At 32.3% G+C, this 16,404-nt stretch carries 16 protein-coding genes; 13 read left to right on the forward strand and 3 right to left on the reverse strand.

Features of this window, described 5'->3' with window-relative positions:
* Positions 1 to 232 precede the first annotated feature (232 nt).
* The 6 genes from HNR33_RS07725 to HNR33_RS07750 all read left to right on the forward strand — a co-directional run bounded on the left by HNR33_RS07725 (position 233) and on the right by HNR33_RS07750 (position 6,014).
* Positions 233 to 1,192, forward strand: coding sequence for an AAA family ATPase (locus HNR33_RS07725; RefSeq protein WP_429081959.1), 960 nt, complete (start codon positions 233 to 235; stop codon positions 1,190 to 1,192).
* 3 nt (positions 1,193 to 1,195) lie between these two features.
* Entirely contained in the window at positions 1,196 to 3,673 is a 2,478-nt protein-coding gene (locus HNR33_RS07730; RefSeq protein ID WP_429081962.1) for a S8 family peptidase, read from the forward strand.
* A gap of 722 nt (positions 3,674 to 4,395) precedes the next feature.
* Complete coding sequence (locus tag HNR33_RS07735) at positions 4,396 to 4,665, forward strand: CD3324 family protein (protein WP_429081964.1); 270 nt, start codon at positions 4,396 to 4,398, stop codon at positions 4,663 to 4,665.
* Between the two features lie 258 nt (positions 4,666 to 4,923).
* The gene (locus HNR33_RS07740) at positions 4,924 to 5,253 is read left to right on the forward strand and encodes a RidA family protein (protein WP_429081967.1); all 330 of its coding nucleotides are present in this window, start codon (positions 4,924 to 4,926) and stop codon (positions 5,251 to 5,253) included.
* Between the two features lie 315 nt (positions 5,254 to 5,568).
* A complete protein-coding gene (locus HNR33_RS07745) occupies positions 5,569 to 5,808 on the forward strand; it encodes a hypothetical protein (protein WP_429081969.1) in 240 nt (79 codons plus the stop codon).
* Positions 5,809 to 5,858: 50 nt separating this feature from the next.
* Complete coding sequence (locus HNR33_RS07750) at positions 5,859 to 6,014, forward strand: hypothetical protein (RefSeq protein ID WP_429081971.1); 156 nt, start codon at positions 5,859 to 5,861, stop codon at positions 6,012 to 6,014.
* Positions 6,015 to 6,409: 395 nt separating this feature from the next.
* On the opposite strand, the gene HNR33_RS07755 is transcribed toward HNR33_RS07750, so the two are convergent.
* Positions 6,410 to 7,387, reverse strand: a complete 978-nt coding sequence (locus HNR33_RS07755; protein WP_429081973.1) for a helix-turn-helix transcriptional regulator — start codon at positions 7,385 to 7,387, stop codon at positions 6,410 to 6,412.
* A 71-nt stretch (positions 7,388 to 7,458) separates the two neighbouring features.
* The gene (locus HNR33_RS07760; RefSeq protein WP_429081975.1) at positions 7,459 to 7,617 is read right to left on the reverse strand and encodes a DNA-binding protein; all 159 of its coding nucleotides are present in this window, start codon (positions 7,615 to 7,617) and stop codon (positions 7,459 to 7,461) included.
* A 586-nt stretch (positions 7,618 to 8,203) separates the two neighbouring features.
* On the opposite strand from HNR33_RS07760, the gene HNR33_RS07765 reads away from it, so the two are divergent.
* A complete protein-coding gene (locus HNR33_RS07765) occupies positions 8,204 to 8,752 on the forward strand; it encodes a hypothetical protein (RefSeq protein WP_429081977.1) in 549 nt (182 codons plus the stop codon).
* A gap of 229 nt (positions 8,753 to 8,981) precedes the next feature.
* On the forward strand, positions 8,982 to 9,545 hold the full coding sequence (locus HNR33_RS07770) for an HD domain-containing protein (RefSeq protein ID WP_429081979.1): 564 nt from the start codon (positions 8,982 to 8,984) through the stop codon (positions 9,543 to 9,545).
* On the opposite strand, the gene HNR33_RS07775 is transcribed toward HNR33_RS07770, so the two are convergent.
* On the reverse strand, positions 9,520 to 9,816 hold the full coding sequence (locus HNR33_RS07775) for an IS3 family transposase (protein ID WP_429081982.1): 297 nt from the start codon (positions 9,814 to 9,816) through the stop codon (positions 9,520 to 9,522). The genes HNR33_RS07770 and HNR33_RS07775 overlap by 26 nt on opposite strands.
* A gap of 501 nt (positions 9,817 to 10,317) precedes the next feature.
* Between HNR33_RS07775 and HNR33_RS07780 the strand changes: the two genes are divergently transcribed.
* From HNR33_RS07780 to HNR33_RS07800, 5 genes are all read left to right on the forward strand, one after another.
* Complete coding sequence (locus tag HNR33_RS07780) at positions 10,318 to 10,884, forward strand: sigma-70 family RNA polymerase sigma factor (RefSeq protein ID WP_429081984.1); 567 nt, start codon at positions 10,318 to 10,320, stop codon at positions 10,882 to 10,884.
* Positions 10,871 to 11,965 carry a DUF5643 domain-containing protein gene (locus HNR33_RS07785; RefSeq protein ID WP_429081986.1) on the forward strand — a complete coding sequence of 365 codons (1,095 nt, stop codon included), beginning with the start codon at positions 10,871 to 10,873 and terminating at the stop codon, positions 11,963 to 11,965. The genes HNR33_RS07780 and HNR33_RS07785 overlap by 14 nt, the downstream gene beginning before the upstream one ends.
* 786 nt (positions 11,966 to 12,751) lie before the next feature.
* Positions 12,752 to 13,978 carry a hypothetical protein gene (locus tag HNR33_RS07790; protein ID WP_429081987.1) on the forward strand — a complete coding sequence of 409 codons (1,227 nt, stop codon included), beginning with the start codon at positions 12,752 to 12,754 and terminating at the stop codon, positions 13,976 to 13,978.
* A gap of 16 nt (positions 13,979 to 13,994) precedes the next feature.
* On the forward strand, positions 13,995 to 14,690 hold the full coding sequence (locus tag HNR33_RS07795; protein WP_429081988.1) for a response regulator transcription factor: 696 nt from the start codon (positions 13,995 to 13,997) through the stop codon (positions 14,688 to 14,690).
* Positions 14,687 to 16,162, forward strand: coding sequence for a sensor histidine kinase (locus HNR33_RS07800; protein ID WP_429081990.1), 1,476 nt, complete (start codon positions 14,687 to 14,689; stop codon positions 16,160 to 16,162). The genes HNR33_RS07795 and HNR33_RS07800 overlap by 4 nt, the downstream gene beginning before the upstream one ends.
* Positions 16,163 to 16,404 lie beyond the last annotated feature (242 nt).

Genomic DNA, 16,404 nt, shown 5'->3' on the forward strand with positions numbered 1-16,404 from the left:
GTATAGCATTTTTTATTATATATCACTGGGAAGTACTATTTATGAATCTGCACTTTCCTCCCATACAATAGTTTTACATGATGTTATATTGCAAGAACGTTACACCTACAGATAATGTTTTCAATGCATACGCAGTTGAGAGAGCTGTTTTCCATAAAAATTTGTTGACGGTTTTTTATTAAGAGAGTATCATATACTATGTATAAGTATAATTATATGGGAGGTGATTTCTATGGCAACCGCGGAACAAATAAAAAGTTTAGTTAAAGCATATATTGACCATAATGATGAAAAATTCAAAACCGTTGTGTTGCAAATTGCTGCCCATGAAGCAAAATTAGGACATGACAAAATGGCTCGTGACCTAAAAACGCTTATTGACAAGGTTGGAACAAAACGTGGAAGTATCGTGCAGTTAAATTCCCAAAATCCTATGTTAGAACTGAGCGTTCCTTCGCATAGTCTGTCAGAGCTAATCGTTAGCGATGACATTTCTGATAGGATTAAGAGAATTTTAAACGAGTATAAAAATAGGAATAAGTTATATTCTTATGGGTTGACAAATAGACGCAAAATTTTAATTGAGGGCAGTCCTGGAACTGGAAAGACATTAACTGCTTCTGTAATTGCATCCGAATTAACACTTCCCCTTTATACTGTACAGATGGATAAACTTGTCACCAAATTCATGGGTGAAACAAGTGTCAAACTACGTCAAGTATTTGATAGTATAGAAACTATGACCGGAGTTTATTTATTTGATGAATTTGATGCTATCGGTGCAGACAGAAGTTTAGATAATGAAGTTGGTGAAATGCGTAGAATATTGAACTCTTTTCTTCAATTTATTGAACAGGATTCATCTGATAGTATAATAATTGCCGCAACAAACAACTCTAAAATGCTGGACCAGGCATTATTCAGACGTTTTGATGATGTTCTCCATTACTCATTGCCTACAGATAAGGAAATTGAAAGATTATTTGTTTATAGGTTAAAATCATATGATAAAGGGTTCGGAATTACAAATCAACTTATTAAAGTTGCTGACGGTCTTAGCCAGGCAGAAATATCTCGTGTATGTGAAGATGCTATAAAGGATTCTATACTAAGTGGAACTCCTATATCTCAACATCAGGTGATAGATTTAGTCAAGCAACGACATACTATATATGGAAAAAAGGAGGCATAGTGAATGGCTGTAGATAAAAAGAATATTTTTCTTGCTAATACGGCAGAAGCTATGCCTTATGTGTCAAAACCTCAAATGGGAGGGTCGTCCTACCCAAAAAGAAATGTCAAATCTCATGCAGAGTTAATTCAAACAAAACTACAGAATTCTTATAAAGCTGCAATTACACAAAAGCAGGCTGCTGCAATTCGCTATAAAGAAGGCGTATACCTTGAATTTTCAAGTGCCTCACAACATGATTTGGCAATTAAGAGCTTAGAAAATCGAAAGCAAGGTATACGCCTTTTAAACGTTCAGGAGGACAGCGAATCTGACACAATTAAAGCGACTGTATATATCCCTGCTGGAAAAGAATCTTATTTTATTAACAAAGTAGAAGCTTATGCTACTGAACAAACACATACTGGTAACCCCAAAAATAATGATTTAATTGGAAGTATTGAAGATGTTAAGTTAGCTATGCTAGATTCTTTTTGGATTGGTGAAAAAAAGACCATGCCAACTTCCACCCCTGTTTGGTGTGAGGTATGGTTACGTTATGATTATAGCGATAAAGAATCTAAAGCTTGGGAAGAATCAGAAATAAACTTTTTGGAGATTTGCAAACAAAATCAAATTAGAGTAGACGATAACCGAATTATTTTTCCTGAGCGTATTGTTAAGCTTGTGTTAGCAAATGAAGAACAATTAAAAGTATTTATAAGTACATGTCCATATATTGCGGAAATAAGACGGGCACAGGAGGCTACAACTTTCTTTGAAGAACTATCTAATAATGAACAACAAGAATGGATCGATGAACTCTTAGAAAGAACCCATTTTCAGAATGATAATGTAGCAATTTGTTTATTGGACACTGGGCTCACTTCATCCCATCCTCTACTGAATAAGGCCATTCAAGAGGATGGTGTACAAGCGGTAAAATCGGTATGGGGAACTGGGGATCACCAAGGTCATGGAACAGAAATGGCTGGTATTGCATTATATAGAGATTTAAGACAAGCCTTAGAAGATACCGGAAATATTTTTATCCCACAAAAGGTAGAGTCCGTGAAGATTTTGCCTCCTAAAGGTGCAAATCCATATGAGTTATATGGGGCAATAACAGAACAAGCTGTTTCCTTGGCGGAAATATCCAATCCTAATACTAAACGAATCCTTTGTATGGCAGTGACCTCTCCAGAATATAATACACGAGATGGTAGCCCGACTTCTTGGTCTGCATCTATTGACAGCATAACTTCTGCTGCAGATGAGGAAAGTGAAAAAAGGTTATTCTTTATTAGTTCAGGTAATGTTTATCCTGATGAACTTACAAAAGTTGGTTATCCCGATTCAAGTACATTACATAGCATCGAAAGCCCAGGACAAGCATGGAATGCCATAACTGTTGGTGCTTATTCTCAAAGTATTGTTATCTCTGATTCAAGTTATAAAGACTATTCTGCTGTGGCTGATGCTGGTGAACTTTCTCCATATAGCTCAACCTCTGAAACTTGGAGTAGTAAATGGCCAATAAAACCAGAAATACTCCTTGATGGTGGCAATATGGCCACTAATGGATTTGATTTTACAGAATGTACAGATTTGTCATTATTAACGACAAACTACCGTCCTTTATTGAAACAGTTTTCTATTACATGGGGAACCAGTTCAGCTACTGCACAGGCTGCATGGATGGGAGCACAACTTTTAGCAGAATACCCTAATGCTTGGCCCGAAACAATACGTGCACTTATTATTCATTCAGCTAGTTGGACAGATAAAATGAAAAAACAATTTTGTATTGAAGACACAAAAACAAAAGGCCGTAGGCGTCTACTTAGAACATGTGGATATGGTGTTCCAGATTTACAAAAAGCTATTCAGTGTATGAACAATAGCGTAAATCTTATAGTTCAAGGTGAATTGCAACCATTCGGAAAAAATAGTATGAATGAAATGCACTTTCATAAATTACCTTGGCCTAAAGAACAACTTCGCTCTCTCGGTGAGGTGCCAGTTACGCTAAAAGTTACTTTATCATATTTTATTGAGCCTGGACCTGGGGAAGTTGGTTGGAAAGATAAATATAGGTATCCATCCTGTGGACTTAGATTTGATGTTATTAACGCTAACGAAACTCCTGAGGATTTTAAAAAGCGTGTTAATGTTAAGATGCGTGGGGAAGATAAGAAAGATAAAGGCGAAGGTAGTAGTGGTAGTGAACGATGGTACTTAGGTTCAGATAACAGGGATGTGGGCTCGATTCATTCTGACTTTTGTGAACTAAGTGCGGTTGATTTATGCGATTGTAATTTTATTGCTGTTTACCCCATTGTTGGTTGGTGGCGTGAACGTGCTTATTTGGGTAAATATGATAGTAAAGTTAGGTATTCTATGATAGTTTCACTTTCTACCCCTAAAATAGATGTAGACTTGTATACACCAATAGTAACTGAAATAAAAAATGCTGTTGAGATAGATATTGAAGCTATCTAAAGAGTTATTATATCAATAAATTCAATTAATATTGCGCTGCAGGAAATCCCTACGGCGTTTTTTATATCAACAATAACCCCACGTCTATGATAGGGGGGATAGAATGCTGTAGCTGTAAGCAGAAAAAGAGCTATTTTATAAAAAGTAAAGCTTGAGTATTGGAATCGCTGAAAATATACCTGCCATCAAGGGGGGATCAGGTTCAATGGTCATCAGAATTACAGCAACAAGGCATGTTGAGAGTATAATTCTGATGACGAAATGTGGTTCGGAGGAGAAATAATAGGGGTTGACCACAACATATAGTGGTTTGAGGACGATTTTGAAGCAAAAAATGAGCAAAAAAACACCGAATTTTGACTCCTGTTTTTAGGGTGATTTATAGATGACATAGGATAAATTGAGTGATGACAGGAATTAAATGAAAAATTTGAGTTAGTAAATTGATCGATGAATTATATACTATTATTGAATATAAGTAATGAATTGCGTATTCACTTAATAAAGAATATAACTGATTTAATACAAATAAGGAGTGTGATATCATGAATGTTAATCTCATGGACAGAAAAATGATTGAAATGCTCTGTGCAAAGTCTGTAGGTATGAGTTTGGGCGACAATTTGCACAGGGATAGATATTTAGTCGCTTTTGATAAATAAATTCATACATATACAGGCTTTGTTTCCTTAATTAAATAATAAATTTAAGGAAGTGAGCTTATGAGATATGTAAGAATTGATAGAATATTACCAGATGATTTAGTTAAAGAGATTCAAAAGTATATCCAAGGTGAATATGTATACATCCCTTCCCTTCCTGAAAAGAGAAAAAGATGGGGTGAAAAATCTAAAAGTCGAGATTATCTAAAAGCCAGAAATGAAAAAATTCTAAACCAATATATAGGTGGGCAATCAATTAGCAACCTAGCTGAAGAATTTTTTCTTTCGGATAGTAGTATTAAGAAAATTGTATATAAAAAAGATAAGTAGGTTAAAGCTACCACTATTATAATGTGTGGTAGCTTTTGTGTAAAAGATGATATAGAAATGATTATTATCTTTCTTAAAAAATGTAGAAGCCTTAAAATGATATTGAAGATAAAATTCATTTTAAAAATGAATTTGTAATTCTTCTCATAGATATTATAACAAAAGGAGAGAATTAAAGTGAATAAAAAAATATCATTAATTCATTCTACAAATTTAGCTCCAGTAGATTATGCTTATGCTGGGCGTATACCTTCAGGAATGGACTTATTATTTTTGGCGGGGGCATGTCCCATTAATAAAAACGGAGAAGTACTCAACCAGAGTGATTATGAGATTCAGGCAAAGCTTTGTGTAGAGAATTTGAGGGAAGCACTGAAGGACTGTGGGGCTACTTTGGAAGACGTAGTATATACCAGAGTTCTTGTAGCCTCTCACGAACAGTCAGATTTAGTAACTGCATGGGAAACAATAAGAAAAGAGTTTGGTAATCATGATGTTCCAAGCATCTTATCTGGAGTTACAGTATTGGGATATACAAATCAATTGGTAGAAATTGAAGCAGTAGCAGCTGTAGAAAACAATACATAATGATTGAAGTATAGAGTTGAATTAATTTACACCATTAATATTTTGGTTATCTATATATTAATTATCATTAGTCATTAAATATAATTGTTTCTTTAGAGAAATATACCTTCATAAAAAATTAAATTATGTTAAAAATATAAATGCACTGAGATAAAAAGTCTTGGTGCATTTATTTTATATAAATCTAAAACTAAATAAAGAAACTTAAAGAGTCGAAGTCTTCGGTCAACTTATGATCGATAGGTTTCGCCTCTTTTTTATTTCAAAATAAAAGAAAGGACTGAGAACAATGTCAAGATATTTTATGTATGGTACATGACTTGGAGGAATAGAACAGCTTATATACTGACGCCTAATTTTCCTCAAAGAAGAAGTGGAATAGTCATTAATAATCATTTTAATTGTGAAGGAGGTATTAAGATTTGTAATGGTTGTGTAGAAAAGGTTAAAAGCAGAGGTAACCCTAATGATTGTTTTTGTTTCAAAGAGAAACTAAAGGCAGATGAAATTGAATATACAGATCTGATAAAAGATTGCTTTAGTACAGCAGTGTAGCGTGCATCAAAAAGGATAGTTACCTGTTTGGGAACAGAAGGGATAAAACAATGAATTCAAATAGTGGCAAAGAAATCAATACATCTCTAGCGCAAAAACCGGAATGCTTTCAAAAAATAGCAGTCAAGCTTATGGGAATTATTCTTGCCAGTCATCCTGATATGGAAGCGGAAATTAGATGGGGCAAACCGACTTTTGGATTATAAAGTGGTTTATTTCCTGTTTGGTACTGGTGTATTTCACCTAACAGACCATAATGGTTTTGAGCAAGTTCATTACTTTTTTTAATCGCTTACCACTTGCGATAACACAAAAATGAAAAAGGACATAGCGATACCTTCTTTGATACCGCCATATCCTAAAAAAAGGGTGAGTTTAATACACCATCTGTGTTTCATTTTTCAAAAAAAGAAAACGGCGGCTTTAATTGTTATTCAAAACCGCCGTTAGGCTACTGTATTTTGTACAGGCGCATAGCTACCCTGTCGCCATAACAACGGTTTTTTTATTACCGTTGTTATGGTGACAAGTGTGTACTTACTTAATGTTCTATTTGATTTCTTCATTAGCGTCTGTATAGTGGATAGGAAGTCAATTTTATTTACTTTCGGACTGGTCTGATATACTTAAAAAACCGTTCCGGATTAAAATAAAAGTAAATTATTCTACCGGGGGAAGTATCAAAGCAGTAACCAGTGCCTGCAAAATCAAAAGTTGCCATTGTCTTTTCAATCTTTTCCTCCACACTACGATTTTCCTGCTCATAATCGAATGGCCCATGTTCAAAAACAATATACTCGGCTTCAGGAACATTAATCATAAGCATTTGTGGTGGTACTTCGCCTTTATAATCAAAAGGAAGTCGTACACCATAGCACTCTGTACGTGGAATACCCCAATCGCAGAGTCTGCCGTCCGGGTCATTAATGTACGCCATAATCTGACCGCTGCCGCCGTTAGATTCGCTCCCACCATCATCATCCAATTTACCCTTGATACTATCGAGTAAGCCGCAAATTGTTTCGCAGTCCTGTCCCGGAATAAGACTTTGCTTTTGCCAAAAATCCCAATACCCATTACTCTCATAGTTTTTAATGTGCAAAAATTTGTGTGCGGGAATGGTTACAAAATAAATTTTAACATCATCTGTAGATTTCATCATACCAATCTCTCCCAATTCTAAAAAGTAGCGGTCGAAAGGGTTTATTTTTGTACGAAGAACGACAGGCTTAGGCTTTTTTCGGTATTCACTTGGAGTTACACCATATGTTCCTTTGAAAGCTCTGGTAAAAGCTTCATGTGATGAAAAACCATAATCAAAAGCAATATCCAAAATGCTTTTTTCACTATCCCGAACCTCTTTTAGTGCAAAGGCTAATTTTCTATGCCGCAGATAAACCCTAAATTGCATACCCGATATTTCTTTGAATTTTCTCGTTGTATAAAATTCGGAATAACCCAGCCTGCGAGAAAGAAAGCGTAGTGTCAAGGCTTCATCATTATAATTTTTAATACATTTGTCAATTTCATCAACGATTATTTGAATTTGTTTCTGCCACTCGTACATTTGTCCATTCACCTCGTTTCAATCACCCTACATTTATTATAAAGGAATAGAGAGATTACTGCTTGATTTTACTTGCTGTTATTTCATCTTCCTCTTTTAAGTTCTACATCTTTTGGTTTTTCTGCACCTTTAGGTATCAGACATGCCCGACCAAATTTTTCAATACCATCAATGAGGCTTTTTTTACATAATTTTTGTATCCGTCGTTCCGATATGCTCCATTTTTCGGAGGCAGCTTTCACAGAAATGTAATTCATATCAATTATCATACTTTCGCTAAAACGATATAAATCCAGTATATACGGAATAGCGAATAATCACAAATTTATACCCAAGAAACACGAAAACAAATACTATATAACATAAAATCTAATTTCGTTCTTATATCGCCACCCGAAATGTAAAATAAGGTAGGGTGATATAAGAATGTACCAAGACGAAAGAAAACTCGATTTCAAGCCTTTAGGAAAAGCGATTAAAAAGGAACGGGAGCTCTGGTCTGAATAAAGTCCTTAAAGTGTTGAGGACTTTATTGTTGGCGGTTTTGCTATTTTAATTCTAAATATTCTGTCAAATTGTGTCTAATATGACGTTTTAATGTTGTAAATATTAGGAAAAAGATATACAATTAAAATAATTGTTTTATTATTTTAAGAAATAAGGAGCATATACATGAAGTCTCAATTGTATTTGTACAAAGATTTATGAGATAAATATATAAAGAATTTAACAGAAATCAAAGAACTCTTTTGCGAGAGAATTCAGCCTGTTTTTGCCAATGCAGAAAAAGAAGCAAAAACTTATCAGGATCAACTGTGGGACGATTTGATGAGTCAGTCTTGTGGCGAAGATGGTATAATTGATCCTTCTGATTATGTTGATGCTGTTCAAGAAGCAGCTTTTGAGAAATATGAAATATTTTCTTTAATCCAGTATTGTAATATTAGCATGTGGATTAGTTGTATGCGCCAAGTCTGGGAACAACAGCTATTCTATTTCGTATATCATGAAACTCTTAGTGAAGGAATCAAGTACGATAAATCTGATATAAAAAAAGGTTTTTCGTTTTCAAAGGAAGTATTTGAGTGGCATCAACAACCATTCGAAAATTTGCAATGCTGGTCAAAGATTAAAGAATTACGAGCTCTTGTAAATGTAATTAAACATTCTGAAGGTGATTCTGAACAAAAACTTAGGCAAATGAGATCAGACTATTTTGAGCATGATACTGGTATTGGAAAATATGATTTGTTGTCATTATACCACTCAACTTTGTTGGAAGCCACGTTACAAATAAAAGACGAAGATTTTATTGAATATTATAATGTTCTTATTTCATTTTGGACTGAGCTTCCAGAACGGATGTATACGAATTAGATATAGAAGATATAGCGTGTACAGAATAGATGTTTTTATGATTTTGTAGGGTTGTGTGGATAGCATTGATTATTTAAGGTTGAGTGATAAAATGGATGTGTAATAGGCTAACCAACACGACTGAAATATACTCAAATGTTTATTAGCCGTGATGCTGAATTGAAAGTAAATGCAAGTTTGTAGGAAGATTTAGCAGTTCGGCAAATTTGAATTTTTAGGGGGATTTGATATGGACGCAAGAAAATTATTGGACTCATTATTTGTTGCTGAAAGGCTGAAAGATACAACCCGCCATTGCTTTACATCCAAAGGCAGACATGAGAGTGTTGCAGAACATAGTTGGATGATGACATTGATGGCCTTCTTTATGAGGGGTGAGTTCCCCGAAGCTGATATGGATAAGGTTATCAGAATGTGCATTATTCACGACTTGGGAGAATGTTTTACTGGGGATATTCCTACTTTTGAAAAGAACCAAACCCATGAGCAGACCGAAGAAAATCTGCTGTATAACTGGGTTTCTTCCTTGCCGGAAAAGTATGCAGTAGAAATGCGAGAACTTTATGAAGAAATGGCAGAGCGAAAAACAGTTGAAGCTCAAATCTATAAAGCTATTGATGGTCTTGAAGCATTGATTCAGCACAATTTGTCCGACTTGTCTACTTGGATTCCGAAAGAATTTGACCTCAATTTGACTTATTCAGATGATAAGGTTGCGTTTTCCGATTATCTGAAATCTTTAAGACAAGCTGTCCGTGAAGATACGATCAAAAAGATTGAAGAAGCAAAATAAAAGCAGAAATAGATAACATAAAAATACATGACTTGGTATTAGTAACAAACATTTGATTAAGAAGATTAGATATTTCCTCACCTCTATTTTTTTGACTGTATTTTTTATAATTGTATCTGGTTCCTTTAGGACATAGATTCATTTCACACATTAATCTAGATATTTGATTACGGTTTATATGAATTCCAAGTTGTTCTAATACTTTTCCTATACGAATAGATCCGTACCTACTTTTATTTTCATCAAAAACTTCTTTGATTACTTCCTTCAATGATTCATTTTCTAGATCACGTTTGGATGGTTTATGATTTAGATATTTTTATAATATCCAGCTCTTGAAACTCCCAGTGTTTTGCAGGCCTTCTTGATGTTCAAGAAATCTCGGTTGTCTTTAATATATTGAAATCTTACTTGTTCTTTCGCTTCAAGAAGGCCTGGTATTTTTTTAGCATATCCAGTTCCTTTTTCAGCTCTGCATTTTCTTGACGTAGTTTTTTAATTTCATACTGACAAAAATAGAGTGCAGTTCCATGCCCTGGGAACGCACTCTCTCCGTGGTGGTATTTAGGATATTATATAGAGAAAAAATCTACATATATGAATTTTTAATAGAAGTAGTTAATTCAATAGTTATAAAACTTTATTGAGATATATTTAATTAACTTCCAAGATATTTTAGATTATTGATAGATTTCATTTTGTTATTACGAAGTATTAAGCGAAGGCATAAAAATCTACATGTAGGGATGTTAATTTAAGCGAGGTGGCGTCATTGGAAATAACAGAAGAAAATTTTATTGAGCAAATGAAGAAGGGAGATGAGAAAGCCCTGGAATATGTTATAGATAACTATGCTTGGATTCTAAAAACAGTTTTGAAAAAACATCTATTTTATATTATGGATTATTATGAAGAATGTATGAATGATTGTTTACTTGCAATTTGGGAAAACATTCATAGTTATAATCCTGAAAAATCCAGCTTTAAAAACTGGATAGGAGGAATTGCAAAATATAAATCTATTGATTATACAAGGAAATATCTAAAGGATTTAGAAACTACGAACATAGAGGATGTCAATATTACTGTAGAGGATAATTTTATAAAAGAAATTCTACAAAATGAAATAAGTGAAGAAACTCAAAAAATGCTTCAAAATCTATCAGATGAGGATAGAAAAATTTTAGAAAAACGTTATTTAAAAGATAAGGAAATGGATGAAATATCTAAGGATACAGGGCTTAGTAAATCTATTCTTTATAACAGGCTTTCAAGGATAAGAAAAAAAATTCATAAAGAAATTAAGCTGGGAGGAGATTATAAAAATGAAGGACTCTAAAAGTATTTATGAATTATTAAATCAAGTGGATTCTAATATTGAAGATTATGAGAAAGAGAAGTTGAGTGATATAGAAAAACAAAAATTGAAAGCTAATTTTAGAAAAAGAAATAAGAAAAAATTTAATTTTAAAAAAGTAACTGCTATTGCTGCTGCGCTAGCATTAGCTACAGCAATTACTGTAAATCAAACGAATTTAGGTGGAAATGTTTATGCTGCTACTCAATCAAAAATTTTAGAAATATCTTATTCTATAGGTAAAGCTTTAGGTATTGAAAGAAATATTAAACCTTATGCAAATATAGTGGATCAAGTAGTAGAGAATAAAGGAGTAGAAATTAAATTAACAGATGTGATTATAGATAAAGATGAGCTGATTTTCTGTACTATTGCAAATACTAATCAACCAATGGATGGATTTCACTTTGATTATGATATATTTATTAATGGAAAGAGGCTAAGAAATTATGGGGCAAGTGGAAGTGCTGGAGCAATTGACGATTCTAATACTCTATTCTTTGCAACATATGCTGTTGATATAAAAGAAATTGATACAGATGAAAATGTAGATATAAAAATTGTGCTAAAGGATATAAGTTATCACTATATAGGTGATAGAATAGAAGAACTAAAAGAAGGAGAAGAGATAGAAAGAAAAGAGATAAAAGGTAAATGGGAGTTTGAATTTACTGCAAATGGCAATGAATTAACAGAACACACTTATTCGTTACCGATAAATTATTCATTTAATATAGATAATACAAACTATACCCTAGAAGAATTTAGATACAATCCTGTAAATCAAAAAATATTTGGTGAAGTTGAAAATAGATCTGAAGATTTTTATGTAATAGATTTTAAGGGTCAGGATAATTTAGGAAATGAAGTTGTTTTTGGGTTATCTCGTATGGATGGAACGAATTTAATATTTAAATATCAAAATATCCATGGTAATTTATCTGATGAAATTACATCTATTACTTTAGCACCTTATGCTGCAAAACAACCAAAAAAGAGTGGAAGAGAGAGTAATGATTATAAACAAGTTGGAGAAGAATTTACAATATTTTTAAATAAGTAGATAAATATGATAATTGATTTAAGAAGAGATTTATATTGATGCAAAATTTTATTATAAAGTTATTGAAATTGCATAGAAGAAGTATAGGATTAACCCCCCTTTTAACTAAGGAGGGTTACCTTTACTCAAAACCCCACATTTCTGTGTTTTAGTATCATTATCCTCGCCCCAACTCATGTGGAGGTCGTTGTAGGAATACAAAGGAAAAAATCTATAAAATAGCTGTATTTACAAGGGTTTTAGAGGATTTTAAGTTTGTGATAAATGGGTGAGATTTCAAGAATAAAGTGCCTATTGGAGAGCTTGAAATTTGCATTGTAGTGCGTACTTAGAAAAAGTAGACATGTTATAAATAGGTTCTTTATCAACTGGTGTTGGTGAAGAAAAATGAAAAAATTAAACAGCAGAATAAACAATGATAAAAATATAATCTAGAGGCTTAAGAAGATATCAACGGATATTTCTCTTAGGCCTTTAATATTGCTAAATTTTGAGTAATAAGTATTCTATTTTTAAAATTGCTAATGAGAAATTTAAGCTAAAGTTAATTTTTATGCGATTGCTATGAAGAAAGAGTTATCCATTGTTGTTAATATGGATTTAAATGGTATAATTTAATAGACAACACAATATCCATTGTGTTGTATTTTCGTGTATCCGTATTATTCAAATAAAGGTTACAACTTAGAAACATTTTTTATATAGTTTAGAAAAATCATAATCTTATAATTTTAGATAAGAGGTGATACATGTATACCTTGCTAAAATTAAAGGAGGAATGAAGTGATGAGGAAAGTAAAACTCAGTTTAAAGAAAACATTGTCCATATTATTGATAGCAGGAATGGCACTATCCAGTCTAACCGCATGTAGTAGTATCAACGCAAAGGGAATGGATGAAGGTAAAGTTGTTGTCCTTGACAATCAGCAGAAAGAAATTAATGATGTTTTAGCGATTAAGCAAATTATCGAAGTGAAAGATTTTGTTGGTTTTCATTGGTTAGAGTATAATAATATATTAGGAGTAGCTATTAAAGATGGTATTAGAAATATAGCTATTTACAATGTTCAAGATAAGACAGTTAAAAACATAACCAATAATAAGGATACTAAAAAAGGTTTTGAATACTGGTATGAGCAAATGGATTGCTTAGGTCGATATAATTTAAACGAAAATTATGTTGTATTTAAGGAACGTATCATAAGTAAAGGAGGGGAACCAGAACCGTACGCATTATTATTTTATGATATAAAAGAAGGAAAATTAATACGAATAGATGAAGATGTAATACGTTCTCAATATATTGAAGATGAGCAAATGTATTATGCAAAAGGATTTAAAGTTTACAGGTATAATATGGCAAGTAAACAAAAAACTGAAATACAATTGCCCAGAGAACTTGTTAGCAACTTAAAAGATTATTTTGATAGCTATGAAGAATATATAGAAGTTCATTTTGGAGAAGAGAAAGAAAAATTAAGTGAGTATTGGAAGGAAAAGCACAAAGAATTTTATGAAAGTGAGAAGGAAAACAATTATATTAAAAGGTTAGCTGTTAAAGGTGATGAATTAGAAATAGTTTCTTTGAATCTAAAACACTATACATTAAATATGAAAACTAATACTTTTAAGGAAGGTTCTATAAAACGTGATTATCCTTATAAAGATGGTGTAGAAATTGATGGTGTAGCAAAGGTAATACAAAATAAGATACCTAGAGAATTATGGAAAAAAGATGATGAAGGTAATCTAGTAAAAATGATTGATAAAACTCATGATTTTGTGGGAGGATTTCAATTATCACCAGATAAAAGCAAGTTAATATATGAAGCTATTTATCCTATTGAAGAAAGAAGAAAATATATATATGATTTTAAAAGCGATAAGAAATTAACTATATTTGGTGATTACAAATCTATATGTTGGAATAAAGAATCAAATAAAATTGTATGTACAGGAGCGGTATATTTTTATGAAGAACTAAGTTGTAAAATAGTAATTTTGAATGACTAAATAAGTAGGTGGGAAAATGACAAGAATTATAGTAGCTGATGATGAAGAAAATATCACAGATGCAATAGCTTATGCCTTAGAGCGTGAAGATTATCAAGTCTATAAGGCTTTTGATGGTAAAGAAGCACTTGATCTTATTAGAAAAGAACAACCTGATATACTTATTTTAGATATCATGATGCCAGAATATAATGGTTATGATGTATGCAAAAACATTGAAGATAGATCCAATATGGGTATTATTATGCTTACTGCAAAGAGTACTTTGGTAGATAAAATATTAGGTTTGGAACTAGGTGCAGATGACTATATTACTAAACCTTTTGAAATACAAGAATTATTGGCACGTGTGAGGTCTCTTGAAAGACAAATTAATCAGAATAATAATATATCAAGAGAACAAATAGATGATAATATCTTAGTGGTTGATGGCATAAAAGTTAATGTATTAGAAAGGGTCGCATATGTGGATAATAAACAAATTGATCTTAAGGCTAAAGAATTTGATTTGCTGGTTTTTTTAATGAAGAATGTAAAAATAACATTTACAAGAGACATTATTTTAGATCGAGTATGGAATACGGATTATTATGGAGGTACACGTACAGTGGATATCCACATCCAACGTATCCGTAAGCAGTTAGGAAAATACAGTAGATTAATTAAGACTATTCCTAAAGTTGGATATAAAATGTTGGAGCATATAGGATGAGAATCAGTGTAAAACATAAACTAACAATTTTTATTATTTTCCTATTATTAACTAATTTAGTTATTATTAGTATTTTAACAATGAATGGCATTCGTTCTAATCAGATAAAGGAATACGAAAGATATCTAAGAGAAAGTAGTAAAACAGCTAATCTATACATAAGAGAAAGATATCTTACTAGTGACATTGAAGATTTTGAAACCTTCTATATTAAACAGGCTTATGAATTAACCATTGAAATAGAACGTATTCTAGGTATTCATACAATTATTTTTGATAATCAAGGCAGGCAAGTTGGTAACGAGGTATTTGAAGAATCAAAAAATGAGTATGGGGATATCATTACCAAGGCTTTGGATAACCAGATTGTATATAAAAAAATTGTGGATAAGATAATATATGCAGCACCCGTTTATGATTTTAATGGGCAAATAGGTGTTATGCAATTAGAATATAATCTTTACTCACAGAATAGTTTTAATGAAGATACCTGGAAATTGTTTATCAAATTTGGCTTAATATCTATTGTTGTTACATTTCTAATTGGGCGAGTATTTTTTATAAATATAGTAAATAAAATCAAAAGGCTACAAAAGTCCGTTCGTTTTATTGAAAAAGGACAATATGATATTAACGCAACTCTAATTGAAAGTAAGGACGAGTTTGGTGAGTTAAGCACAGGCATACAAACTATGTCAAAGCGGATACAGGACAATATTGTAGAACTTAAGGATGAGAAAGCCAAGCTCCAATTAGCGTTAGAGCATGTTCAAAAGCTGGAGAAGAAACAAAAAGAGTTTATCGGTAATATAACCCATGAATTCAAGACACCTATTGCAGTTATAAAAGCTCAACTTGATTTAATGACCCTTTATGACGATGATGAAGATTTAGCCGATAAATGTAAAAATATTATTAATAATGAACTTAAGCGGCTAAATAACATGGTGGAGAATATTTTACATTTATCAAGCCTTCAGCAATATGATTTCGAGGTTAAAAGAGAGAAGCTGTGCATCCATACACTTTTAAAAGAGATTATCGATAAGCTAAGTGGGAAGGCTTCCAAATACGGGATTAAGATTTACAGTAGGTTAGACCCTTGCGAAGTATATATGGATCGTGAAAGCTTTATGATGATTTTTATCAATCTAATAGATAATGCTATTAAGTATAATGTTACAAATGGAGAGATACATGTGACAAGTACTATTATTAATAAAGATTTCAACAGGATTGAAATAGCAGACACTGGAATTGGAATACCAGATGAACATAAGAAACAGATATTTGAACCATTTTATACTGTGGATAAGAATAAGTCTAAGAAGTTATCAGGTACAGGTCTCGGATTAAGTCTAGTTAAAAAAATGCTTGTCAAACAAGATGCTACAATTGGTGTTTTAGATTCAGAAAAGGGAACAGTATTTCAGGTCAATATTCCATTAAGTGACAAAGGAAGGAAAAATTAAGTTTGTTCATCAGGTAGAGTCTTAAAAACTAGCTACATATTTTTTAGACATATAACGTTAAAAAAATATTATTAATAAGATGTTGAGAGCAAATCTTGGATTTTTAAATTCCAAATCTCAAGATTTGTAGGTGCTTTCTTTAAAAAGATGGTCTCCCGCCAAGGAACCACCAACTACCTACAACATCATTATTGTATCCTCAAGGCACGTGGAGACTATAGTATCACTATACAATAAAGTGT

The sequence above is a fragment of the Brassicibacter mesophilus genome (genome assembly GCF_050433385.1).
In the GTDB taxonomy this organism is placed as follows: Bacteria; Bacillota; Clostridia; order Tissierellales; family Proteiniboraceae; genus Brassicibacter; species Brassicibacter mesophilus.

Bases quoted from the DNA above. Each gene is read 5' to 3' on its own strand.
- HNR33_RS07725 (WP_429081959.1), top strand. From the start codon at position 233: ATGGCAACCGCGGAACAAATAAAAAGTTTAGTTAAAGCATATATTGAC.
- HNR33_RS07730 (WP_429081962.1), top strand. From the start codon at position 1,196: ATGGCTGTAGATAAAAAGAATATTTTTCTTGCTAATACGGCAGAAGCT.
- HNR33_RS07735 (WP_429081964.1), top strand. From the start codon at position 4,396: ATGAGATATGTAAGAATTGATAGAATATTACCAGATGATTTAGTTAAA.
- HNR33_RS07740 (WP_429081967.1), top strand. From the start codon at position 4,924: ATGGACTTATTATTTTTGGCGGGGGCATGTCCCATTAATAAAAACGGA.
- HNR33_RS07745 (WP_429081969.1), top strand. From the start codon at position 5,569: ATGACTTGGAGGAATAGAACAGCTTATATACTGACGCCTAATTTTCCT.
- HNR33_RS07750 (WP_429081971.1), top strand. From the start codon at position 5,859: ATGAATTCAAATAGTGGCAAAGAAATCAATACATCTCTAGCGCAAAAA.
- HNR33_RS07765 (WP_429081977.1), top strand. From the start codon at position 8,204: ATGAGTCAGTCTTGTGGCGAAGATGGTATAATTGATCCTTCTGATTAT.
- HNR33_RS07770 (WP_429081979.1), top strand. From the start codon at position 8,982: ATGGACGCAAGAAAATTATTGGACTCATTATTTGTTGCTGAAAGGCTG.
- HNR33_RS07785 (WP_429081986.1), top strand. From the start codon at position 10,871: ATGAAGGACTCTAAAAGTATTTATGAATTATTAAATCAAGTGGATTCT.
- HNR33_RS07790 (WP_429081987.1), top strand. From the start codon at position 12,752: ATGAGGAAAGTAAAACTCAGTTTAAAGAAAACATTGTCCATATTATTG.
- HNR33_RS07795 (WP_429081988.1), top strand. From the start codon at position 13,995: ATGACAAGAATTATAGTAGCTGATGATGAAGAAAATATCACAGATGCA.
- HNR33_RS07800 (WP_429081990.1), top strand. From the start codon at position 14,687: ATGAGAATCAGTGTAAAACATAAACTAACAATTTTTATTATTTTCCTA.